The sequence below is a fragment of the Slackia isoflavoniconvertens genome (genome assembly GCF_003725955.1).
Taxonomy (GTDB): Bacteria; Actinomycetota; Coriobacteriia; order Coriobacteriales; family Eggerthellaceae; genus Slackia; species Slackia isoflavoniconvertens.
Genome location: NZ_QIBZ01000014.1, coordinates 32352 through 56353, shown reverse-complemented (window position 1 = coordinate 56353; position 24002 = coordinate 32352). Strand labels below are relative to the sequence as shown.

General features: G+C 58.1%; 22 protein-coding genes. 5 read left to right on the top strand and 17 right to left on the bottom strand.

All coding sequences use genetic code 11. The annotated features are described in order from the left end of the window. Positions 1–6 precede the first annotated feature (6 nt). The 4 genes from DMP05_RS07815 to DMP05_RS07800 form a co-directional block, all read right to left on the bottom strand. Positions 7–783 carry an ABC transporter permease gene (locus tag DMP05_RS07815; protein WP_123219917.1) on the bottom strand — a complete coding sequence of 259 codons (777 nt, stop codon included), beginning with the start codon at positions 781–783 and terminating at the stop codon, positions 7–9. Between the two features lie 195 nt (positions 784–978). Continuing rightward, a complete protein-coding gene (locus tag DMP05_RS07810) occupies positions 979–3444 on the bottom strand; it encodes a glycosyltransferase family 2 protein (protein ID WP_123219916.1) in 2466 nt (821 codons plus the stop codon). 6 nt (positions 3445–3450) lie between these two features. Continuing rightward, a complete protein-coding gene (locus tag DMP05_RS07805; protein WP_123219915.1) occupies positions 3451–4512 on the bottom strand; it encodes a glycosyltransferase in 1062 nt (353 codons plus the stop codon). Further along, positions 4513–5649 (bottom strand): glycosyltransferase family 2 protein, encoded by a 1137-nt coding sequence (locus DMP05_RS07800; protein WP_161957503.1) that lies wholly within the window; start codon positions 5647–5649, stop codon positions 4513–4515. It lies immediately after the preceding gene. Positions 5650–6056: 407 nt separating this feature from the next. Between DMP05_RS07800 and DMP05_RS07795 the strand changes: the two genes are divergently transcribed. The 3 genes from DMP05_RS07795 (at position 6057) to DMP05_RS07785 (ending at position 8138) form a co-directional block, all read left to right on the top strand. Continuing rightward, a complete protein-coding gene (locus DMP05_RS07795; protein ID WP_123219913.1) occupies positions 6057–6509 on the top strand; it encodes a DUF4869 domain-containing protein in 453 nt (150 codons plus the stop codon). Further along, positions 6506–7477, top strand: coding sequence for a translation initiation factor 2 (locus DMP05_RS07790; RefSeq protein WP_123219912.1), 972 nt, complete (start codon positions 6506–6508; stop codon positions 7475–7477). Before DMP05_RS07795 ends, DMP05_RS07790 begins: the two co-directional genes overlap by 4 nt. A gap of 91 nt (positions 7478–7568) precedes the next feature. Continuing rightward, positions 7569–8138 (top strand): TetR/AcrR family transcriptional regulator, encoded by a 570-nt coding sequence (locus DMP05_RS07785; protein WP_123219911.1) that lies wholly within the window; start codon positions 7569–7571, stop codon positions 8136–8138. 62 nt (positions 8139–8200) lie between these two features. Here DMP05_RS07785 and DMP05_RS07780 read toward each other — a convergent pair whose 3' ends face one another. Together DMP05_RS07780 and DMP05_RS07775 are read right to left on the bottom strand one after the other, a co-directional pair. Further along, positions 8201–8773, bottom strand: coding sequence for a HipA domain-containing protein (locus DMP05_RS07780; RefSeq protein WP_211326870.1), 573 nt, complete (start codon positions 8771–8773; stop codon positions 8201–8203). Positions 8774–8793: 20 nt separating this feature from the next. Next, positions 8794–9045, bottom strand: a complete 252-nt coding sequence (locus DMP05_RS07775; RefSeq protein WP_123219910.1) for a helix-turn-helix domain-containing protein — start codon at positions 9043–9045, stop codon at positions 8794–8796. A 333-nt stretch (positions 9046–9378) separates the two neighbouring features. Between DMP05_RS07775 and DMP05_RS07770 the strand changes: the two genes are divergently transcribed. Further along, on the top strand, positions 9379–9861 hold the full coding sequence (locus DMP05_RS07770; RefSeq protein WP_123219909.1) for an HsmA family protein: 483 nt from the start codon (positions 9379–9381) through the stop codon (positions 9859–9861). Between the two features lie 232 nt (positions 9862–10093). On the opposite strand, the gene accD is transcribed toward DMP05_RS07770, so the two are convergent. The 9 genes from accD to DMP05_RS07725 form a co-directional block, all read right to left on the bottom strand. Next, positions 10094–12499 (bottom strand): acetyl-CoA carboxylase, carboxyltransferase subunit beta, encoded by a 2406-nt coding sequence (gene accD / locus DMP05_RS07765; protein WP_123219908.1) that lies wholly within the window; start codon positions 12497–12499, stop codon positions 10094–10096. A gap of 160 nt (positions 12500–12659) precedes the next feature. Continuing rightward, positions 12660–13097 (bottom strand): 3-hydroxyacyl-ACP dehydratase FabZ, encoded by a 438-nt coding sequence (fabZ, locus tag DMP05_RS07760; RefSeq protein WP_123219907.1) that lies wholly within the window; start codon positions 13095–13097, stop codon positions 12660–12662. Positions 13098–13359: 262 nt separating this feature from the next. Further along, positions 13360–14643 carry a beta-ketoacyl-ACP synthase II gene (fabF, locus tag DMP05_RS07755; RefSeq protein WP_280176484.1) on the bottom strand — a complete coding sequence of 428 codons (1284 nt, stop codon included), beginning with the start codon at positions 14641–14643 and terminating at the stop codon, positions 13360–13362. Continuing rightward, positions 14640–15416, bottom strand: a complete 777-nt coding sequence (gene fabG, locus DMP05_RS07750) for a 3-oxoacyl-[acyl-carrier-protein] reductase (RefSeq protein ID WP_123219906.1) — start codon at positions 15414–15416, stop codon at positions 14640–14642. The genes fabF and fabG overlap by 4 nt, the downstream gene beginning before the upstream one ends. Positions 15417–15428: 12 nt before the next feature. After that, entirely contained in the window at positions 15429–16373 is a 945-nt protein-coding gene (locus DMP05_RS07745; protein ID WP_123219905.1) for an ACP S-malonyltransferase, read from the bottom strand. A gap of 3 nt (positions 16374–16376) precedes the next feature. Next, a complete protein-coding gene (locus tag DMP05_RS07740) occupies positions 16377–17375 on the bottom strand; it encodes a nitronate monooxygenase (RefSeq protein ID WP_123219904.1) in 999 nt (332 codons plus the stop codon). A gap of 185 nt (positions 17376–17560) precedes the next feature. Beyond that, on the bottom strand, positions 17561–17782 hold the full coding sequence (locus DMP05_RS07735) for an acyl carrier protein (protein ID WP_123219903.1): 222 nt from the start codon (positions 17780–17782) through the stop codon (positions 17561–17563). A gap of 109 nt (positions 17783–17891) precedes the next feature. Next, positions 17892–18347: a MarR family winged helix-turn-helix transcriptional regulator gene (locus tag DMP05_RS07730; RefSeq protein ID WP_114616254.1), complete on the bottom strand. Its 456-nt coding sequence runs from the start codon at positions 18345–18347 to the stop codon at positions 17892–17894. Positions 18348–18358: 11 nt separating this feature from the next. Next, entirely contained in the window at positions 18359–19300 is a 942-nt protein-coding gene (locus tag DMP05_RS07725) for a DegV family protein (RefSeq protein WP_161957502.1), read from the bottom strand. Positions 19301–19638: 338 nt separating this feature from the next. Here DMP05_RS07725 and DMP05_RS07720 point away from each other — a divergent pair, with 338 nt between their 5' ends. After that, positions 19639–21786 (top strand): Tex family protein, encoded by a 2148-nt coding sequence (locus DMP05_RS07720; protein ID WP_123219901.1) that lies wholly within the window; start codon positions 19639–19641, stop codon positions 21784–21786. Positions 21787–21852: 66 nt separating this feature from the next. Here the strand turns inward: DMP05_RS07720 and DMP05_RS07715 are convergent, their stop codons facing one another. Both DMP05_RS07715 and DMP05_RS07710 read right to left on the bottom strand, forming a co-directional pair. Beyond that, a complete protein-coding gene (locus DMP05_RS07715; RefSeq protein WP_123219900.1) occupies positions 21853–23160 on the bottom strand; it encodes a bifunctional folylpolyglutamate synthase/dihydrofolate synthase in 1308 nt (435 codons plus the stop codon). A 221-nt stretch (positions 23161–23381) separates the two neighbouring features. Next, a complete protein-coding gene (locus DMP05_RS07710) occupies positions 23382–23987 on the bottom strand; it encodes a uracil-DNA glycosylase (RefSeq protein ID WP_123219899.1) in 606 nt (201 codons plus the stop codon). Positions 23988–24002: the final 15 nt, after the last annotated feature.

Here is a 24002-nt window from a genome sequence, read left to right as displayed (position 1 = left end):
ACCGCCTTACACGTAAAGGATGAATTTCTTTTCCTGCTTCTTGAACACAAGCAGGCCAACAATCAGGGCGCCTACACCGCACAGCAGGCACACAAGCGTCTGTTCGAGCGACGGCGTATTGCCGTACAGCGCAATTTCGCGGAAATACGAAACGTAGTAGTACATAGGATTCGCGTTCATAATGGGCACTGCCCAATCGGGCAAAATATCCACCGGGTAGAACAGCGGCGTCGCATACGTCCATGCCGTAAGCAGAACGCTCCACAGGTGCATAACATCGCGGAAGAATACCGAAAGAGCCGAAAGCAAAAGGCCAATGCCCAGGCTGAACATGAACAACATTGCCAGCAAGAATGGCAGCAACAAAATATTCACCGTAGGCGCAATACGGAAAAACAGCATTACCGCCGCAACCGCAATAAGCGACACCACGAAATTCACCAGGGCAAAGCAAACCTTTTCCAAGGGAAAAAGTACCTTGTTAATGCGAATCTTTTTGATGAGTGGAGCCGAATCGATAATGGACCCCATGGCGCTTGACGTCGCATCGGACATAAACGTGAACAACGTTTGTCCCAAGATAAGGTACAGCGGGAAGTTCTCGATATTAAAGCGGAACACCGTCGAGAACACCGCCGTAAGCACCACCATCATAAGCAGTGGGTTCAGCACGCTCCACAGCACGCCCAACGCACTGCGACGGTACTTCAGTTTAAAATCCTTTGAAACCAGCGATCGCAAAATGAACCAATCGCGGTTGAAATTCTCTTTATTGAAAGGCATTGCTATGCTTTCCCTTTCGTTCGTTTCCGCCTGCGCGCTAGCTCGCAGGCCAATTCAAACTTTAATTCTAACATGCAAGCCATAACGACAAGGCATTAGGCGCATCAACCATAAAAGGCCTATCGCCCACGACCGATGCGAGCTACAGGCCTTTTATGGTAACCATATGCGCGAAGAGCCTCACGACGTCTCACGCTAAGGCAAATCGAAGTAGTCGTTGTTTATATCAAGATTGCCGCCGAAAAACGGATCGCCAGACAAGAAGAATCTCGGCCATCGCTGCATAAACAATGCTTGTTCGCGCTTCCAGCGCGACAACTTCTTCTGGTCCGCTTCTTCCCTGCCGCGCGAGGTGAATTCGTAATGGTAGAGCTCGGCATAAGGCGAAAACACAGTTTTGAAGCCTGCTTCCCATGCTCTTAGACAGAAATCGGCATCATTGAACCCCACGGCAAATTGTTCATCATAGCCGCCAAGTTGCTCGAACAGCTCGCGACGAACCATTTGGCACGCGCCCGTCACCGCCGAAAAATTGCCTGGACGCACGGCACGGCCCAAGTAGCCTTCCCTATTGCTTGGAAAATCCTGGTTTGCATGGGCGATTGCCCCGCGAACGCCAACCAGTATGCCCGCATGCTGAGTAAGTCCATCGGCGTAATACAGCTTTGCGCCCACCACACCAACGTCTTCACGCTGCAAATAGCCCATCATTTCTTCGATAAAATCGGGCGAGATTACCTCGGTATCGTTGTTGAGCAAGAGCAGGTATTCGCCCTTTGCCCGGCTCGCGCCAAAATTTACAATCTTGGGATAGTTGAACTCGCCCGGCCACGTTACGACACGCGCAGTTCCCCTACCCTTCGAAAGCTCCTCGATTCGATGCGGAACGCCCGCGTAGTAGTCGAAGGTCCCCTGTTTAGTGCTGTTGTTTTCTACGAGCACAATCTCGTAATTGGAATACGTCGATTTTTCCGCAATAGAGGTTATGCATGCGTCGAGCGTTTCAATATGGTCTTTGGTCGGAATGACGATGCTCACCAGCGGCGCGGGGGTCGGCAGCTCGTAGCGCATTCGATACACAAATGGCGTCGTCGTTTCCTCAACCTCGCCCGCTATGCCACGCGAGGCGAAATGGCGCTGCAGCGCCAAACGGCCCGCCTCTAGGGCATAGGGCTTGCTTTCGGCCGACCCATCGGCGGTGGAGCCTTCGTGAATGCGCCAGTGATACAGCATATGCGGCACATGCTCAAAGCGTGCACCCGCGGCCAAAGCGCGAAGCACGAGGTCATAATCTTGGGCGCCGGCGACGTCTTCTGGCGAAACGCCGATCTTCGAAAGAAACTCCGCTTCTACCATAAGGAAATGCGTCACGCAGTTGTGGCTGTATAACAAGTCGACATTCAAGTCGGTTTTAAACACAGGCTGCGACCATGCGCCCGTTTTCTCAAACATGTCTTCATCGCAGAACAATACCTGGGGGCGTTCTTGCTGCGACGCATCGTTAAGGGCCCGCGCATACCTGAACAGCGCATCGGGCTCAAGAAGATCGTCATGATCAAGAAAAGCAATATAGTCGCCTTTTGCGGCCGCAATGCCCTCGTTTGTATTAACGACAATGCCGCCGTTTTCTTTAAGCGGGATACGCACGATTCTCGAATCGCGCGCTTCAACACACGCATTGGCAACCGCGCCGCATTCGGGCGAAGCATCAACCAGAAGAAGCTCCCAATTCCCATAGCTTTGCGCCTCAACCGAGTCGATGAGTTCTTGCAAATACGTTTTGTCGGTTTTATAGCATGGCACAACAATGCTCATAAGGGGCTGATACCCGAATGTCCCAGCCTCGTTGCGCTGACAGACGATATCGCCCGGTTTCGCGCGATGGACATCAAACCACGTGCGATACGCATCGTCGTCGGCGCGCGCATCTTTCATGCGCAACCAGCTTTGGTAATGCATATCGTTATACAGCCTGCCGTCCATGGAGCAAAAGCCCTGAGCAATCTCGCCATTTTGATTGCCTGCGACAACCACGAAGTCGCGAATGTCGCTTGGGAGTTTCACGCTCGAGAACAGCTTGTTCGCGAGCGTGCCATTATGCAATTCAACGCAAGGTTGGAGCTCGAAGGTGTATACCTCGGCGTCGAGAGGCTGCATCGCATTGTCGAAAACGGCAATTTCCGGAAGCGAATCCGCGCTGCCACGCCACGTAGTCTCGATACGCCAAACAGCGCCTTCATCTGCCGAAAGGTATCGCGTAAAAGATGGCTGATATCGATTTTGAATATGCGAGACCTGGACATCGCGAATCGCATTGCACAATGCTGGCTTCAAGCGGTAGTTAAGACGCGATGCCCACTTTTCCCCATTCGAATTCGAGCAGAACGACGCGACCGCTTTGTTCTCGTAGCGCACTTCGACCTTCTGGCTTTTTCCATCAAGGAAAGGAAGAACGACGACAGCAGCGGACCCTTCGAGTTTCACGGCTGATTTTTGCAGTGCGGCGCAATCGGCTGGGTAAATGCCACAAGGAATCGTACGCCCGTCGCACTTCGAATCAATAGAAATCTTGCCAAAATCCAGCTCGTGAGACCCAACGCACTCAAACAGGTAAAAGAGCCTGCCTTGGCTTCGACACGAAACGATTTTCTTCATCTTCATTAGTTGTTACCTGCCCAGCATATTGGCAACGACGCGGCGCAACGCGCCACGCCTTCCGTATCGAAGCGCATCGAAATCGCCCATGAGCTTCGCCCTTGTTGCAGCTGCCTTCGGCACCGTTTCTTCGAGTGCGCATTCGAGCATAGAGCGCACCGAGGGCTTCAATCCGTCACTCGATACCAAGAATACGCAGCCTTCTTCCTTCAGCATTTTTCCTGCTGCCGAAAAAACGGAAATCGCATTTCCCTTCAACAAACGGAGCGCATCATAAAGCGCGAATTCACAAAGAAAAAATGCCAGGTCGTTGGGATATTTTTCAACAAGGCCGTCGCGGCGCCAGTCGCGCACGATAGCTGCGTAGATTTTCACATGCTCGAGCAGACGCGCCTCGTCGCTCTGCCGCATAGTGTCCATAAGAGACCCGGATCGCGCCACACGATAGTCGTACAGTTTATTCGAGATAAAGACCGTTTTTTTCGCGCGAGGGTAAATCGCGAAGTCGAACACCTGGTCTTCGCCGTATTTAACAGACTCCTCGAAGCAAATAGCACTTTCCTGCAAAAAGCTGCGCGAGCAGGCTGTGCGCCATGCAAAAGGACGAGACGCTTCTTTGAACAGAATGTCGGGGCTATAGCCTTCATACTGCGCATCGCGAGGGCTCAATACATGTTCAAGCCACGGATAGCTTGCCTCGGGCGGATAAGCATTCGCACCAAAGGTCACGATATCGGCCCCAGTTTGGTCGAAAGTTTCACAAATCACACGACAGGCATCGGGCGTAAAACGATCGTCGGAATCGAGGAATGCAACAACTGGAGCCGAGGCGGCACGAATGCCAGCGTTACGCGCGCTTGAAAGCCCACCGTTTTCCTTATCGACTAGTTTAAAACGATCGTCGCAAAGCGCATAGCGCTCAGCAATCTCGCGCGAGCCATCGGGAGAACCATCGTTTACAAGAATCGCCTCGAAATCGGGCACATCTTGAGCAACGAGGGAATCCAGGCACCATGCCAGGCAGTCTTCGACTTTGTAAATCGGCACAATAACCGAAATTCGAGGCGTCGGCATTTAACGCTCCCCCACTTCATTCGATTTCGGTTTAGAGGCCACCACCGCACAATCATCGGGATGTTCGTTGTGGCCATAGGTACGCTGATATTGCAGCACACGCCACACGAGTGGCAGACCGCCAATCTTGAAATAGTGCTTGAACGTGTTGAGCTTTCCGGGCTTGCGAAAATCCTCTCGTTTCTCGATATATGCCGTCGGCGACTCAATCATGAGCCGCAGGTCGGTTTCGCCGCGTGGGTCGAAAAGCGACAGGTCAACACGACCGGCATCCCAATCCTGCTTCAGCTCTTCCGACGCGCGCGCCCAGAATTCTGCACGCAGACTATCGACCAGACGTTCGTCATTCCATCGATAGCTATCGACCTTCATGCGCATAAGCACGCCCTGCAATTTGCTTTTCAGCTGGGGGCGATTGTCAAGGAAGCGTTGCATTTCCTCGTATTCGTCGCACACGCAGAAAACCTTGTTCGGCGAGTTAACAGACGATTTTTCGTTGTCTTGGCGGTAACACAAAACAGGATCGTCGATAAAGGCGGCACGCTGCGCACAAGCCCATACCTTAAAGTTGAAGCCCGCATCTTGGTACGACGCGCCAGGAGTGGGAAGAAAACGAACGTCGTTCTCGTTAAGGAAATCGCGACGATAAATCGCCGACCAAATAGACGGCTTCTTATAGAAGATGCCCGGACGATCGATGGGGCAATACGCATCTCCGAGCATCGGCTTGTCGATAATGCTGAAAAGCTCTTTGCGCTGTACAGGAGTCGACCAATACAGGAAGAAGTCGCCTTTGACGACCTGGGCATTGGTTTGCCGAGCCTTAGCAACAAGCTTTTCGAGCGCGTCGGAAAACATGAAATCGTCCGATTCGAGAATGCCAATGTAGGTTCCCCGGGCCGCCGCGATACCCTGGTTCATAGAGTCGCCGTAACCACTGTTGGGCTTGTCGATAACGCGAAAACGACTATCACGCGCAACGTATTCGTTAATGATATCGAGCGAGCTATCAGTCGACCCATCATTGATGCAAATGACCTCGATGTCACGCAGCGTTTGCGCAGCTGCAGAATCGAGGCACTCGCGCAAATAGCGTTCAACGTTGCATATAGGAACCAGAAGGGAAACGACTGGCATTGTTTTGTCTTCCACAAAAACCTCCGGCCGAAGCAGGCGAGCTTCATTCGAACAGAACACGCCCAATAACAAGGACTTTTTACGGGACAATTTTAGCATTGGAAAAATAGGTTGCTTCACCCTTCATGAAAAGCGGCGATAAGACAAGAAGCAAACGAGAATCGGTGTCATGCGAGAAGCCCATTCGAGGATGGCAAGCTCGACCACAATTCAGTTGTTGCAAAAATTGCAACAACTGCTTCTGAGGGAATACGTACCAGGTTGGCCCCTTCGTCCTTGAAGCCATAATTGCCACCGGCCCACCCACGTGCTGCGCGAATCTGGTTTCCCTTCGTACTTAGCGCGGGCAACACAAAGGCGCCGAAAGGGCTGATATATACTTACGCCAGACGAAGAAAGGGGATGCCTTGCTAACCATTCATTACGGCGATATGGATAACGTCATCTATAACACATCCGTGTTCTTCAACAACACGTATTCGCCCGAATGGTTCAGAGACCCCTTCGCGCAGAAAGTCATCAAGTCCATCGATTGCGGCGATGTCGTGGGCCCCAATGCCATCGACACTAAAATCCTCGGCATTATTCCGCCAGAAAAGCTGTCAAGCGGGACGAAGACCCTGCTTCTTATGTATTTCATGCCTGAAAACATCTACAACGCTTCGAATTGCGGCGACAATTGCGCTCGATGGATTTTGGAAATCGGAGCGCACCACGATATCACGATTAACCTCTACCATCTTATGGACTTCGGCAAGCGAAATTTTGTCATCAAAATTGCGAACACCGGCGAAATCGCACATAACATGAACGAACTCGTTCTCGTCGCCGGCAAATGCCTCAGGGAGAATGCCCGATGAAAGGCGCATACCAGATAGTTGTTCGCAACAACAAAGTACAAATAAAGCTCTATATCAAAAGGAACCTCACAATACTGCAAGGCAAAAGCGCAACGGGAAAAACGACCCTACTAGAGCTCATCGCGGCCTATGACGAGCTGGGCGCAAGCAGCGGCGTGACAGTCAACTGCGACGCGCCCTGCAAGGTGCTTTCGGGACGTAATTGGCTGCGCGACCTTTCTTCCATCGAAAACAGCATTGTATTCGTCGACGAAGACAACGCTTTCATGCGCTCGTATGAGTTCGCGCATGCCGCAAGGCACAGCAGCAATTACTACGTGCTCGTCGCACGTGAATCGCTTCCTCAGCTGCCCTACAGCGTCGATGAGATATACGGCCTCAAAAACACAAATAGATCAACTACAAAATACCCCGTATATTCGCGCACTTATGCCTCGACGTATCGAATTTACGGCACGACGGAATTCATCGGCGAGAAGCCCCAGGCCGTCATCGTGGAGGACAGCAATTCGGGATACCAGTTTTTCAGCGCTCTGTGCGAGAAAAGCGGCATTCCCTGCATAAGCGCAAATGGCAAATCGCACATTTACGACATCGTCCTTGAGCGAGAGGAAAGCGACGTCCTCGTTATCGCAGACGGTGCTGCGTTCGGTCCCGAAATGGAGCTGCTCACATCGCTTCAACGATTCAAGAGCATTAAACTTTTCTTGCCGGAATCGTTCGAATGGCTTGTTTTAAAATCTGGGCTTTTCACCGACAAAGAAACGCAGGACATGCTGCTGAACCCGTTTGATTACATCGAGAGTTCCGAGTTCTTCAGCTGGGAGCAATTCTTCACACATGAACTCATCAATAAGACGAAGGGGTCACACTTTTCATATCAAAAATCGCAGCTCAATCACGCATATCTTGAAGGCAAAACGCATAATGCGATTAAAGAAAGCCTCCCCCACTTGGGAATCGTATAGGCAAGCGGTCGTCGAACGGTCACACCCATAGCCGCTCAGCGGAACAATTTGAGCAAGTCATTAACCACGCGCTTCAGGAAGGCCGAACGCCATGGCACAGAGCATCATTTCCAAAGAAGAGCTTCTGGAAAACGCCTACGAAATCGCCGAAGAAGGCGGCATTTCGGCGCTTTCCATTCGTGGGCTTGCCACGAAAAGCGGCGTGAGCGTGGGCACCGTGTACCGATTCTTCGCCGCGAAAGACGAGCTCACCATCGCAACGATCGAGCTGTATTTCGCGCGTGCGTTCTACAAGGAATTCTGCCACCTCGATGCGCACACCGCATTCGTCGACTACTGCGAGAAAATGAACGTGAGCATGCACCAAGTGTTCAACCACTTCCGCGAATACTGGCTGCGCGGCGCTGAGGCCCTACCTTCCGCCGAGCGAGCCGCAGCGCGCCTGCGCGAGTCGCAGCAAATCGAGCACGTAGTAAACGGCCTCGTCGAAATCTACAAGCACGACCCGAACATCGTTGCCGATTTGCCCGACGGCTTCACTCCGCGAAGCGTATGCGAGTTCACACTCGACAACGTGCTCGACAGCCTGCGCCACCAAAACGGCGACTGCAAAGTGCTGTTCGGCCTTCTAAGGTCCACGCTCTATAAAAGCGAGGAATAGACGCACAGCGGCGGGCGAATCTGAGCCCGCCGCTGCTGCCCCAGACGTTTGATGGCAAACCCTTATTCCGCAGATTCAAGATATCGCTTTAACACCGTCAAACGCGGCTTTGAGTTTTCCAAAATTCTTGACACCATGGTTTCGACGGCTTCGCTGCATGACAACAACCTTGGAGATTCAAAGCCGTTCACCACTTCGGCAACTGCTGCGTCAAAAGCATCCATTGGGGCATCCGCACTCAAGCATATTTTGAAAATGTCGTGTTCGTCTATCTCATTGAGCTCACGATGGGAACCAATATCGAACGGCATTCTTGTCGAATAAGTACTCAAAGGAATGCACGTGACATCGTACAAAGGAGCCAAAGAGCGCGACGTCCAGTCCTCATTGTAAAGAAGAGAGCTGTTCTTTAGATGTGCGTCAGAATTGCCTATCGTGTAATTGAATACAAGACGCTTCGCAAATTCAACGCGATCACGAGCAGGAAAAACCGTCGCTTCGTTCAAAAGGTCGCTTACCCAAGACGCCCAACACTCCATGCTCAACAAAAGCTTCGCAATACTGGAATCGCTCAGAACCAACGCCACCTTCGCGAGAGAGCGTGGCGATACGCTGCTTTCCACCTCGCCAATCACGAAATACGCCAATCTCCATGCTACCCCCTCGCCCGTGCGAATAGGTCTATCCCCACCTCGCGACACACTTCGATTACTTGTTTGATGTTTCCGCCAGCAACACCGCGCTCCAGCTCGCTCACGAAACGCGGCGAGCAATGACACGCCGCCGCAAGCTGGCCCTGGGTAAGACCGAGCGATTTGCGCCTTTCACGCAAAATAGCGCCCAAATCGCTCGCATTCGAAATTTTTCCATCGGAACGCCGAGGCTTAGGCGGAAGTTCAAGCTTCATAGTTGCTCCTTCAATAATCCCATTTGGGAATATTAGCAGAAAAATGCTTCGAATTTTCCCAAATGGGAAAATCTAAAAGCACTTTTCAATATTTTTCCCATTTGGGATTACTTCAGATCCATTATGCGAAACAAACGTGAGTATGCGCCAGACGTTCAGCCACTTCCGCAAATACTGTCCGTGCGGCATCGACGCCCCACCTTCCGTCAGAAGAAAAAAGTGAACAAGACGTCTTTGATGTTCACACCAATCACCTCCAAGATAAAACACGTCGAAACGAACGAGCGCCGCGGCTATTCGGATCCAACCGCCCTTTTATCTTAGGAGGACAACATGTCACCTATTCTTATCGCCGCCACCACAATCATTTCCCTCGCCCTTGTCGCCTACACGATCGGCGTTTTCGGCGAACGCAACTCCGGCACGCTGAAGCGCTCGCATCTCATCTTCTTCTGGATCGGCCTCGCGTGCGACTCCACCGGCACCGCCATCATGAGCTCCATGGCCCAAAGCAGCGGCGGTTCCATCTCGCTTCTGCACCCCGTCACCGGCGGCCTCGCCATCGCGCTTATGCTCTTCCACGCGACCTGGGCGACCTACGTTCTGCTGCGCGGCGATAGCAAGCAGCGCCACAACTTCCATCGCCTGAGCATTCGCGTGTGGCTCATTTGGCTCGTTCCCTACTGCACCGGCGTGCTCGTAGGCATCCCCGCGCTGCACGTTGCCGACGGCACCGCGCTGGCAATCGCTTCCGCCATCGTTATCGTGCTCGCCGTGCTGGTTCTGCCCAAGAAGAAGCAGGCTGCTTCGCTGTAAGACGCAACGACGAACTGGCAGCGGTGACGGGCTGGCGGCGGCGAACCGGCAAGGCAAAATGACAACGGAAAGCCGGTTGCGACCGTCACAAAGCCAATCAGCAGACCAACGACGGCAAACGCCAACGACGGCTAGAACAACGCCAGACGGCCACAACGTCGGGCGACAGTAATGCAAAAGCCCAGGTCACCTCCAAGGAGGAGACCTGGGCTTGCGTGTTTTATATTCGCTTTTAGAACTTGCGGAAGCGCTCGTAGCGTTGCTCGAGCAGCTCGTCGATAGGCAGGGCGGAAAGCTCGTCGAGACTTTCTTCCACATACGCCACAACGTTGGCGATCGCGAAATCGGGGTTGGCCGAGGCCGAGCCCTCGCCTTCCTCGAGCACCGCGTCGACGATGTCCATGTCGAAAATCTCATAGGCGTTCATGCGCATGACCGCAGCCGCCTCGGCCGCACGCGAGCGGTCTTTCCACAGAATGGACGCGAAGCCCTCGGGCGAAAGCACCGAATACACGGCATGCTCCTGCATGGCCACGCGGTCGGCCAGCGCAAGCGCGAGCGCACCGCCGCTGCCACCTTCGCCCACGAGCACGCTCACCGTGGGCACGCGAAGTCCCGCCATGGCATACAGGTTGTCGGCGATGGCATTGCCCTGGCCGCGCTCCTCGGCCTCTTTGCCGCAGAACGCGCCCTGCGTGTCCACAAAGCACACCACCGCGCGCCCAAAGCGCTCGGCCTGGCGCATGAGGCGCAGGCTCTTGCGATAGCCCTCGGGCTGCGGGCAGCCGAAGTTGCGCTTGATGCGATCTTGCAAATCGCGGCCCTTTTCCTGCGCGATGAGCGTTGCCGGCTCACCCGCGACCCAGCCGATGCCCGCCACAATGGCGGCGTCGTCGGCGAAGCCGCGATCGCCATGGCACTCGAAGAAGCCCTCGCACGTCGCTTCCAAATAGCGGCCCGCGGTGGGGCGATGCACGTCGCGCGCGGTTTGCACGCTGGCCCATGCGGGGTTTTCTGCCGCCTCGACCTGCTTCGCGGCTCCGGGCTTCGAAGTGTACTGCTCGATTTCCGCACGGTAAGCACGGCGCGTCGCCACCGAGCGCACGCCATTCGCGACGTGCTTCGGCACCGCCGCGGCAGCCTTTACGGCCACGGCGCGCACACCAGAAAGAATGTCGCGCTCGTCAGCGACAAGCTGCGCGCCCGCCGCTTCAAGCTCGCATTTCGTAGGGTTCGCGGCCAGCGCGGCGAGCACCGCGACAAACCCGCGCGGCGCACCCGATTCAGGCTTGGCGTGCAGCGCAAGCAGGTTCGCAAGCGTCTCGCGAATGCGCGGGCGCTCGACAATCGCATCGATAAGGCCGTGCTCGAGTGCGAATTCCGCCGTTTGGAATTCCTTGGGCAGCTCCTGACGAATGGTGTCTTGAATCACGCGACGGCCAGCGAAGCCGATAAGCGCGCGGGGCTCGGAAATAATCACGTCGCCCTGCATCGCGAAACTCGCGGTCACGCCGCCCGTGGTGGGGTCGGTAATCACCGAGAAATACGGCAGGCCCGCCTCACCGTGACGTTCAATCGCGGCCGAGATTTTCGCCATTTGCATGAGCGAAACCAGGCCTTCCTGCATGCGCGCGCCGCCCGAGCAGGTGAACAGCACCAGCGGCAGGCCCTCTTCGGTGGCATGCTCGGCCAGGCGCGTGATGCGCTCGCCCACCACCGAGCCCATCGAACCCATGAAGAACGTGGAATCCATTACGCCAATCGCCACGCGCATACCCGCGATGCGACCCACGCCGCAGCGCACGCCCTCGCGCAGGCCCGTCTTCTTTCGCATGCCGCCGATTTTGTCCAGGTAACCGGGAAAATCGAGCGGGTCGGTTTCAGGCACATCGGCGTCTTCGGTTTCGAACCAGCACTCGAAGCTTTCCGCATCAAGCACGCTCGCCAAGCGCTCGGCCGACGTCATGCGGAAATGATGGCCGCACTCGGGGCACATTTTGTGGTTGGCAAGCACGCGCTGCGCGTCGGAAATGCGGTGGCACTTCGGGCACGTGACCCACGAATCGTCGCTCACGTGCAACGCCGCGTCGCTTGGCGCCGAGCAAGTGCGCCACACGCGCGTGATGCCGCCGAACGCCGCGTTGATCGAGGCCACGGGCACGCTGTAGACGCTACGATGCTCGTCGGCTGCCATGGAAAGGAAACGCTCGTCAACCGCAAGGCGCGAATCGACGAGCAAAATCGCCTGCGCATCGGCCGATTCGGCTGCGGAAAGCACGCGATAGCTGTCGTCGAGAGCGCCCGTTTCGCGGCTTTTGCCCACGCACACGGTTTTCGGAGCGAGCTTCACATGCGCCGCGCGCGCCATGTCTTCGGTATAGGCGACGCACGGCACAAGGCCCGCCGCCAAGCAACCCGCGACGATAGACTCGCCCGTCGCGCCCGCGTCGACCACGAGCACGCGCGCGACGCCGGCCGAACGCACCTCGACCAGACTTTTTAGCGGTTCGGTGGCAGCGTAAATCGCCGCCGATTCCTGCTCGCACGCAAGCGCATCGACGCCTTCCGCAGCAGGAGCCTCGGGCGCGGCGGCCGCATCGCCAATGGTCACATATGCCGTTTTCTTCGAACGCAGCATAACTGCACGCTTTCTCTTCTTAGAACGAACCCGTTACATGCTCGACCTGTTAAATGCTCATAGCGTTTGACATGCGCACGTCTCGCTTTCGAGCCGCGCGAGTCGCCTGAAAACCTGTTAAACGCTGCGAGCATGTAACAGGTTCCGACCGCACTCGCGCCTACGCCAACACGTACTTCTGAGTGGCGGAAGCGGCCACCTTGCCGTCGACGGTCGCTACAACCTCGGCCACCACCATGCGGGAAGACGACTTCACGATGTCGGCCTCCAAGCGAAGGGTGTCGCCCGGCTGAACCTGATGGCGAAACTTCGCTTTATCGACCCCCGTTAGGAAACCGATTGCGCCCTCCGCCCCGCGCGTCTCGAGCACGCAGAAGCTTGCCGCCTGGGCAAGCGCCTCCATAATGATGACGCCCGGCAAAACAGGGTGCTCAGGAAAATGCCCATTGAACAGCGGCAAAGTAGGATCGATATCGAGTTCGGCAACGATATGCTCGCCGGGAACGCATTCCACCACACGCGTCAGCCACAAAAACGGGTCGCGATGCGGCAGAACCGCCATAATCTCGTCGCGTCCACACGGATACGTTATTGCCATGGGGGTCTATCCCTTCCAAATTAAAAAGCGAATGAGCCTGATTCAACAACGAACATCCAGCCGCACCAAACACCAGCAAATAAGCATTCCGCAAAGTCGCTTCATCTCTCAACGTCGGACGTCGTGATTCCGAACCCAACACCAGCGAGCAAGGTCTCTCGCGGAGCAGGTTGCCACGAAGGGCAAAACGCATTGGCCTTCACGGCCATACGCGAGACTCGAACGACAAGATGCCCGCGAGAGACCGGCGCAGCGTCGGCCGCTATTTCCCTGCAAACGGGGAAATAGCCAACGAGCCATTGTGGCCGCCAAAGCCCAGCGAGTTCGACAGCGCCACCTTCTGCTTGTAGCCCTCAATCGGCTCAAGCGGCACGTTCACGCCGCACTCGGGGTCGATTTCACGCGTGCCCGCCGTGGGCGGCACGCAATCGTTTGCCACCGAAAGCGCGCAGACGATTGCTTCAAGGGCGCCTGCCGCGCCAAGCGTGTGGCCAATGGAGCCCTTCACTGAAGTCACGGGCACGTCCGCCGCGCGTTTCTCGCCCACCAGGGCTTTCAGCGCAGCCGACTCCATTGCGTCATTGGCATGCGTCGAGGTTCCGTGCGCATTCAAATGACCCAGGTCATCGGGCGTGAAACCGCCTTCAGCAAGCGCCTGGCGCATCGCACGCACCGCGCCTTCGCCCGACGGCTCGGGCGCCGTCATGTGGTACGCGTCGCCCGTCGAGCCAAAACCGGCCACTTCCGCCAGAATATTCGCACCACGCGCCACGGCGTGCTCAAGCGATTCGAGCACCAATGCGCCCGCACCCTCGCCAGGAACAAAACCGCCGCGATTCACGTCGAACGGCATCGATGCCGCTGTCGGATCGGTCGATTTCGAGGTCGCGCCCAAATTGCCGAAGCCCGCCAAGCATATGGGCGAAATGGATTCTTCGCTGCCACCCGCGAGCGCCATATCGGCATAACCATGGCGAATAAGGCGATACGCCTCGCCCACGCAATGCGTGCCCGTCGCGCACGCCGTCACAATCGAGAGGCAATCGGCTTTCAGCCCGAAGCGAATGGACAGGTTGCCCGCCGCCATGTTCTCAATCATTGTGGGAATGAACAGGGGGTTCACGCGCTTGGGGCCCTTCTGCGAAAGCGTGTCGCAGCCGCGCTGGAATTCCTCCAGGCCGCCAATGCCGCTTCCCCACACGCATGCCGCGCGCGTAGCGTCTTCAGCCTCCATGTCGATGCCCGCCTGCGCCCACGCCTCTTCCGAGGCGGCGATGGCGTACTGCACGAACAGCGCGAAGCGGCGCGCTTCCTTCTTCGAAATGCCGCACGCTGCCGCGTCGAAGTTCGGCACCTCGGCGGCAAGCGATCCGGCGAATTCGGATGCATCGAAGCGCGTGATGGGCGCGATGCATTGCTTTCCGGAATAGACCGCATTCCACAGCGCATCGACGCCTGTGCCCGCGGGAGAAATGGCGCCCATGCCGGTAATTACGACTCGACGCGTGCCGTCGGCCTTCAGGAATTCACTCTTTTCGCACGTCACAGCGCCAAACCTCCGTCAATCTCAATTGCCTGGCCAGTAATATACGCGGCATCGTCGCTCGCAAGGAACGCCACGAGGCTCGCCACTTCGCTCGGCTGGCCAAACCTGCGCTCGGGAATGTTGCCGAGCACCGATTCCTTCACCTTCTCGGGAACGGCATCAGTCATGTCGGTCACGATGAAGCCGGGAGCCACCGCGTTCACGGTTACGCCGCGCGGCGCGACCTCGCGCGCAAGCGACTTGGTAAGGCCCACGATGCCCGCCTTCGACGCGGCATAGTTCACCTGGCCCACGTTTCCATGCAAACCCGAAATGCTCGACATGTTCACGATGCGACCCCAACGTGCCTTGCACATGGCAGGCATCACAGCCTTGCAGCAGTTGAACGCGCCTTTCAGGTTCACGGCCACCACGCGGTCGAAATCGTCTTCCTTCATGCGCAAAAACAGCGCATCGCGCGTGATGCCCGCATTGTTCACAAGCACGCTCACCTCGCCGAGCTTCTCGCGCGCAGCCTGCATGAGGCCCGCCGCCGCATCGAAGCTCGAAACATCGGCTTGAATGGCCGCCGCCTCCACGCCAAATCGCTCGCGCAAGCTCGCCGCCACCTCGGCGGCCGCTTCGGCACTGCCGGCGTGCGAGTGGTTCACGGCCACGTTGTAACCGCGCGCCGCAAGCGCTTCGCACACCGCCTTTCCAATGCCGCGGGCGCCGCCCGTGACCACCGCGCACCCGCGCGGAGCGTCGGCCGCCGCCGTGTTCATCTCGGTCATGAAGACTCCTTCTTATTCGGCACCGCCGCAAGCGACTTCGCTTGCGACCTGGGCAATTTCTTCGAGGGATACGGGCGCGAATCGCGCCGCGGCAGGCTCAATGCGCTTGACGAGCTTGGTGAGCACGCCGCCGAACCCGCATTCCACGAACGTGTCGACGCCCTGCTCAGAAAGCCAACGCACGCTTTGTTCGAACAGAACGGGCGAAACAACCTGGCTCGCCAGGTGCGCACGAACATCGGCCGCAGAAAGCGGACGGGCGTCCACGTTGCACACGAGCGGCGTGCGAGATTCGTGGAATTCGACTTCTTCGAGGAATTCCGCGAGCGCCTCGGCCGCCGGCTGCATAAGCGGGCTGTGGAATGCGCCCGAAGTCGCGAGCATCGAAGTCTTATGGCGCGGGCGCTCTTTCCACAAAGCAGCAGCGCGATCCACAGCGGCAACGTCACCCGAAATAACAATTTGACCAGGTGCGTTGTAGTTGGCGCACACGAGCACGTCGCTTTGCGCAGCGCTCGAGCACACCTCGCTTGCCTCTTCAGGCTCGCCGCCAAGCAGCGCGCACATCGAACCCGGGCGCGCCGCCGCGGCTTCAGCCATAACCTTCGCGCGGAAAGCGGCTATGCGAAACGCATCGCGCTCGCTTACCATGCCACTTACCGCAAGGGCCGCGATTTGTCCGAGCGAGAAGCCCGCCACGTATGCGGGGCGAACCCCGCGGGCTTCAAGCGCTTTGGCAACGGCGACGGAAAGCGTGCACATGGCCGGTTGGGCGAACGCGGTGTCGCGCAGCGTTTCCGCGGAAGCGTTCAGGCACACGTCGGCCACATCGAACCCGAAGGCCTTACTCGCAATGGCGAAGGTTTCCGCCACCTCGGGCGCACCCTGTTCAATCAGGGCCGCGCCCATGCCGGGTTTCTGCGCGCCTTGTCCACTCAAAAGAAATGCGACACCCATGGGCTATTCCTTCCCTTCCACGACGCACGCCGCACGGCCCGTACGCTGGGCGTTGGCGCAAGCGAGCTGTTGCAGGTTCATGCCACCGCGCACCTCGGCATCGGCCAAAAGGTCGGCAATGGCCCGAGCTGCGGTTTTGCGCTCATGCACAAGCGCTGCCGACTGGCCGGCCATCATGGAGCCGCCATCGACATCGCCTTCCACCGCGCGGCGAAGCGAACCGGCGTACATGCCCTCGAGTTCGTCAGAGTTGGCGGCGGCATCGCATTCGAGCTTGCGCATCGCGCGTGCCCACTTGTTCTTCAAGCCGCGCACCGGGTGCCCGCTTCCGCGACCCGTCACCACCGTGTCGGAATCTTTCGCCTTCAGCACGCGTTCCTTATACGCATCGGCGATGCAGCATTCCTCAACCGTAAGGAAGCGGGTGCCCACCTGCACGCCCTCGGCGCCCAGCGCGAACGCGGCCGCCATGCCACGGCCGTCGGCGATGCCGCCCGCCGCGATCACGGGGATGCGCACGGCATCGCATACACTCGGGACGAGCGCCATAGTGGTGAGCTCGCCAATGTGGCCACCGGCCTCGCAGCCCTCGGCAACCACCGCGTCGGCGCCCATGCGCTCCATGCGCGCGGCGAGTGCCGAAGACGCCACCACGGGAACCACCTTTATGCCAGCCTCTTTCCAGGCTGCCATGAAATTCGCAGGGCTGCCCGCGCCCGTGGTAACCACGTCGACGCGCAGCTTGGTGAGCAGCTCCGCCACCTGGGGCGCCTGCGGATCCATGAGCATGACGTTTGCACCAATGGGAGCATCGCCAGCGATTTCGCGGGCAATGCGCACCTGTTCTTCGATCCACGCGAGTGGCGCGCCGCCACAGGCGATAATGCCCAAGCCGCCCGCCGCAGACACCGCACCGGCGAGTTTGCCGTCGGCGATGCGGGCCATGGCGCCCTGGATGACGGGCACGCGAATGCCCAAAAGATCTGTTACGCGGGTGTTCATACATCCCCCTCTTTCGTTGCATCCCGCCGTGGCGGAACCGCGCGATACGTTTCGCTAAACTCAAACTGCCCCGAGCTCGCACGAACAGCCACTGGGCGTTCGGCTCGTGCGGAACTCGCGCAAAATGCATCGCGCGGTTCCGCCACGGCAAAGCCTCAGCCGACAATTCGCTCGGGATGTGCGCCTTATTTCAAGCCATCGATGTAGTCGACCAGTTTGCCAACCGTGTCGAGGCCCTCGGCTTCGCCGAGCTCGATGTCGAAGCGGTTTTCGATCTCGCACACGAGCTCAACCATGTCGAGCGAATCGATACCGAGAGACTCGAACGTGGAGTCGGCGGCAACGGTGGCGGGGTCGATGTCGAGGTTCTCGTTCAGGATCTCTTGGATGGTTTCGAGAGTGGTCATTTCTTTAGCCTTTCTAATTGTTCGATTATCTAACTATATTTGCTTAAAAAAGAGAGGGGCGAAAGCCCAACTCTTTCTTTTCGTAAATCATTTCGCGCGTACCAACGCCTTACGAGTGATGCTCGAAAAACGCCTTCACCTTCGAGAGACCTCGCGCGAATGCGGCCTCTTCTTCGGGAGTGAGCCCATCGAGCGCGGCATCGACCATTTGACGATGGAACAGCTCGTGGGCGCGGTAGGCCTTCCTGCCTTCCTTAGTGAGCGACACAAGCACCTGCCGACGATCGGCCTCGCAACGTGTGCGCTGCACAAAACCCTTGGTCACAAGCTTGCCAATGGCCGCCGTAAGAGTCGCGAGCGTCACATCGAGGCGCGAGGCAACCACATTCATGGGACTCGCGCCGTTCAGGCCGATGGCATGAATAGTGTGGATTTCTGAAATCGTGAGGCCGCGGGTCAGGCGATTCTTCAGCGCATTTTCCTCTACGCGCAAAATGCTATTGAAGGTTTCGACAAGAAGTTCGTTGACTTCCTGCCTTTGCTCCCTCGCCGAACTCGCTTCCATTCCGAACCTTTCTATTCGCAGCGCGCGGCAGGCGCCATAGCCACGCCGAATGCACCTATGCCCAGGTGCGTTGCAATGGTCGCGCCGCACGGGTCAATCGATATTACCTCGAAGTCTACCTTAGATTTAGTTAGCGTGTCTATCAAAGTTTCTACCGCTTTTGGGTTGCGGCAATGCACCAAGCGAAGGCGGGTGCGGCCATGTTCGGCGGCATAGTTTTCGATGAACGCGGCGGTGTCTTTGATGGCTCCTTTCGCGCCCTTCGACTTGCCTATAACGCCAACCTTGCCGTCTTCCTCGTTGAACGTGAGCATCATGCGCATGTTCAACACGCTGGCCTGTTTGGCGGCTTCTTCAGGAAAGCGTCCGCCGCGCACCAAGTTGTCAAGCGAGTCGGGAACGAGTACCGTGCGAGTCGCGTCACGGAAAGCGACAAGCTTTTCGCACATATCATCGAGGCTTGCGCCGGAATCGCGCAGCTCGCAGGCAGCATCGACCATAAGGCCGAGCGGAGCGGTGGCGCATCGCGTGTCAATCACGCGCACGTCGAGCGGAGCGTCGGCCCCGGCAATGCCCGCAACCTGGGGCGTTCCTGAAAGCGGAAGGGCGATATGCAAGCACACGGCGCCTTCGTAGCCCTCTTCAGCCAAGCGCTCGAACAACTTCGCGAAGTCGTGCGGCGAAGGCTGCGATGTGCTGGGCAGGTCGACCGCGTCTATCATGCGGTCATAGAACTCGTCGGTCGAGATTTCGATTTGGTCAGCGAATGATTCGTTGCTAAAACAAATTTTCAACGGCACCATCTCAACATTGCGGCGGGCGAACTCATCGAGCGCCCAATCACACGTCGAATCGGTGACAATGGCGATTTTCACAAACTGCTCCTTCAGTCGGGCGACATCGAGGGAAGCGACGAGCGGTCCCGCATGAATGAGGCTGATCACATGCAGCACGCATGTCAGCTTGCGCCGCTTTCCCCTGTCGCGCACTGCCCTACAAACGGGGTTTTCGAGGCTGCGCTTCTGCGCGCGTCGGGCATCAAACGCGGCGCCCGCAGAAAAGCTCGAACCGAAGTATATCGATATTACTTAGTTCGTCAAACTATTTTTCTCGACTTTTGGAGCAAGCGTGAATGCTTCAGAAACGCAGGGAAATCCCTGTTTTGGAATGCGACCTGTTAAATGCTCGTAGCATTTAACAGGTTCCGAGCATTTAGCAGATTCGGACAACAAACGCGCGAGCGGCATAACGGCGCGCGTACAATAGGCACTCCACAATTAAGAGGAGCTCTATGAATCTGATTGAACAGCTCGCACGCGAGCTTAATTTGAAAGCCAGCAACGTCGAAGCGGCCGTCAAGCTCATCGACGAGGGCAACACCATTCCCTTCATCGCGCGCTACCGTAAGGAAGCCACGGGCGGCATGGACGACGTCGCCCTGCGTGCGCTCGACGATCGCCTGTCCTACCTACGCAATCTTGAGCAGCGCAAGGAGGACGTGATCCTGCTTATCGACGCCCAGGGCAAACTCACGCCCGAGCTCGAGCAGCAGATTCGCAAGGCCACACAGCTCCAGCGCGTCGAGGACCTCTACAAGCCCTACCGCAAAAAACGCATGACCCGCGCCCAGAAGGCCCGCGAAGCCGGCTTGGAACCGCTCGCTAATATGATCATCATGCAGGCCTCAGCCAAGGGCAGCGCGCTCGATGCCGCCGCGGCATACGTCAACGAGGATGCTGGCTTCGAGACGCCCGAGGCGGCACTTGCCGGCGCCTGCGACATTGTGGCCGAAACCGTTGCGGAAGACCCAGAATGCGTGGCCGACCTGCGCGCATTCACGCACAACACCGCCGACATCGTGGTCGAGGCCACCAATGCCGACGAGGCGACTCCTTACGAGCCGTACTACAACTACGATGAGCCCCTGCGCAAGATTCCCAACCATCGCGTGCTCGCAATTGACCGCGGCGAGCGCGAGGGCAAGCTGCGCGTGCGCGTGAACGTCGACGCAAGCGCGGCTACTGCACGCCTTGGCGCTCGCTGGCCGCGCCGATGCGGCGTGTTCGCGCCCGTGTTTGACGCCGCCATCGCCGATGGCTACAAGCGTCTCATGGCGCCGTCGCTCGAACGCGAGGCCCGCGCGAAGCTTACCGTGCGCGCGCAAACCGAGGCGATCGATGTGTTCGCCAAAAACCTTGAGGGCCTGCTGTCGGCCCGTCCCGTGCGCGGCGCACGCGTGCTGGCCCTCGACCCGGGGTATCGAACCGGCTGCAAAATTGCTGTGATGGACGAAACCGGCAAGCTGCTCGACCACAGCGTGGTCTACCCCACCAAGCCGCGCGGCGACGTGGCGGGCACCAAACGCGAGCTCGCCCGCCTCGTGAAGAAAGACCGCGTAAACACCATCGTGATTGGCAACGGCACCGCGAGCCGCGAAACCGAGGAGGTGGTGTCGGAGTTCATCGCCGAACAGGCGCCCGATTTACGCTACACCATCGTGAATGAGGCCGGCGCGTCGGTATATTCGGCATCGGAACTCGCCAGCCAGGAATACCCCGACCTCGACGTGACCGTGCGCGGCGCGATGAGCCTTGGCCGCCGCCTGCAAGACCCGTTGGCCGAGCTCGTAAAAATTCCACCGCAATCGATTGGCGTGGGCCAGTACCAGCACGACCTTGACCAGGCAGAACTTGCTCGTACGCTGGGTTATGTGGTCGAAGACGTCGTAAACCGCGTGGGCGTGGACGTGAACACCGCCAGCGCGAGCCTTTTGAGCTACGTTTCGGGCATCACGTCGACGGTAGCCAAAAATATCGTGGCCTATCGCGAGGAAAACGGCGCCTTCGCCGATCGTCGCGAGCTGAAGAAGGTTCCCAAGCTGGGACCAAAGGCCTACCTGAACGCTGCGGGCTTTTTGCGCATTGCGGGCGGCAAAAACCCGCTCGACGCCACGAGCGTGCACCCCGAAAGCTACCCGGTGGCAACCGAGGTTCTCAAGCGGGCCGGCGTGTCGGCGAGCGAACTCGAGCGCGGCGGCATTCCCGATATCGAGAAGCGCGCAGGCAGCGTGGCCGAATTGGCCGAGCAGCTCGACTGCGGCATTCTGACGCTCATCGATATTATCGACGAGCTGAAAAAGCCCGGCCGCGACCCGCGCGACGACGCCCCCGAAGTCGTGTTCAACCGCTCGGCGCTTTCCATCGACGACCTTGAACCAGGCATGGAGCTGAAGGGCACCGTGCGCAATGTGGTCGATTTCGGTGCGTTCGTCGACATCGGCGTGCACCAAGACGGCCTCGTGCACATTTCGAAACTCGCCAATCGCTTCGTGAAGCACCCGAGCGATGTGGTTCGCGTGGGCGACACCGTGAACGTGTGGGTAGAAAAAGTCGACCGCGACCGCAAGAAAATCTCCCTCACCATGGTGCAAGGGAAATAAACGATAAAAGGCCAGCAGATGTGTTAAACGCTACGAGCATTTAGCAGGATTCGAGCAGGCAACACATTAGCAGCTTTTCAGCGCAGCCATCACGTCGGCGATGGCGTAGAGCGAGCCGAAGCAGCACACCACGCCATCGGGGCCGGCGGCTTCAACGGCACCTTCAACCGCATTGGCAATCGACGGGCAGGCCTGCACCTGCAGGCGCTGCACGCAGTAGTCGTGCACTCCCTCGAACTCGAGCTCACGCTCGCGAATGACACAGGCCAGCTCGTCGGCATGCAGCGCGCGCTCGTTTTCGGGCGGCTCGGCGCAGAAGTAGCGCGCCGCCAGCGGCAGCGTGGCATCAATCATGGCCTGGTAATTCTTGTCGCGCAGCACGTTCATCACGAACGTCACGCCGCCCTGCGGGAAATACTCGCGCAAGCTCGCCGCCAGCACATTGGCGCCTTGCTCGTTGTGGCCGCCGTCGACAATCACCGTGGGATTGTCGCGCACCACTTCGAAACGGCCCTGCCACACCGTGGCCTCGAGACCTGCCTTAATGGCCTCATCGGAAATCTCGAACCCACGTCCGCGCAGCACGCGCGCAATTTCGATAGCCATCACAGCGTTGTTCGGCTGGTAGGTGCCCGCGAGCTTCAGGCGCACATCGGTGAAGCCGTCGTAGGAAAACACCTGGTGCAGGCCTTCCGCGTGCGCATGAATGCGACCGAAGCGCGGCACACTCACCGGTGCGCCCACCTCGCGAGCACGCTGCATGATAACGGCCTCGGCTTCGGGTTTCTGCTTGTAGCTCACCACGGGAATGCCGGCTTTGATGATGCCGGCCTTTTCGTACGCGATTTTGGCGATGGTGTCGCCAAGCACGTGCGTGTGGTCGAGCGCGATCGAGGTAATAGCGCACACCTCGGGCACGACGACATTCGTGGAGTCGAGCCTGCCGCCCAAGCCCACCTCGAGCACCACCGCTGTGCATCCGACCTGCGCAAAGTGCAGCAGCGCCGCCGCCGTGATGAGCTCGAACGCCGTGGGCTGCTCATCCATCTGCTCGGCCGCTTCGCGCACCTCAAGCGCCACAGCGAGCAAATCTTCATCGGAAATATCTTCGCGGTTCACCTGAATGCGCTCATTGAAGCGCAACACATACGGTGAGGTGAACAGGCCAACCTTGTAGCCCGCCGCTTGCAGAATGCCCGCGGTGAGCGCGCACGTCGACCCCTTGCCGTTCGTGCCTGCCACATGCACAATGCGCAGGCGATCTTGCGGGCGGCCCAGGCGCTCGAGCAGCTCTTCCGTACGATGCAGCCCCAGGCGGACGTCGCGCCACGCGCCTTGCTGCAGGTACACTTTCGGGTCGAATTCTTCAGTCATGCGTTAGTTCCTTTTTATGAATAATCTCCATCGCACGGCGCCCAAGCCGAGCCACGCGTGCAACAAGTCGTCAATGTTCATTTCTGTACTTATCTTAAGGCGAAACGCTGCCAGACGAGAATGGGCAAACGAGAGTCGGCAGCATTTCATACCTCGCCATGCGCGCACGCCAGTGCTGCCCGAACGCTGCAGGCACGGCTCAGCCCAAGCGCCACGCGCCCCTACCCTTTCAGCAGCTCGCCCAAGCGACGAAAATCGGCTTCGATGGCGACCTGCTTCGTGGGGTCGTACAGCGCCGCCGCAGGATGATACACGGGGAACACCTTGAAGCGCCCCGCCATAGTCACCTGTCCATGCAAGCGCGTGATGCCGCGTTCGGTTTTCAGAATGAACTTCGTGGAGAAGTTGCCCATGGTCACGAGGAATTCCGGCCCGATGGCGCGCACTTGATCGCGCAAATACGGCGTGCACGTGACAATTTCATCGGGATGTGGGTCACGATTCGACGGCGGGCGACACTTCAACACGTTAGCGATGAACACCTCGTCGCGCGAAAGGCCCGCAAGCGCCAGCAAATCGGTAAGGTAATGCCCCGCGGCGCCCACAAACGGACGCCCCTGCAAATCTTCGTTTTTACCAGGTGCCTCGCCAACGAGCATCACGCGGGCGGCGGGGTTGCCAAACCCCGGCACCACATTCGTGCGGCCTTCGCACAAAGCGCACCGACGGCACTGGCCAATAACGCCTTCAATATCGGCCAGAAGCTGGGCGGAATCCTCGCCTTCCTTCGCCTGCACCGTTGCAAAATGGCTGTTCACTATGGCCATGGCGCCCTCGCCTTC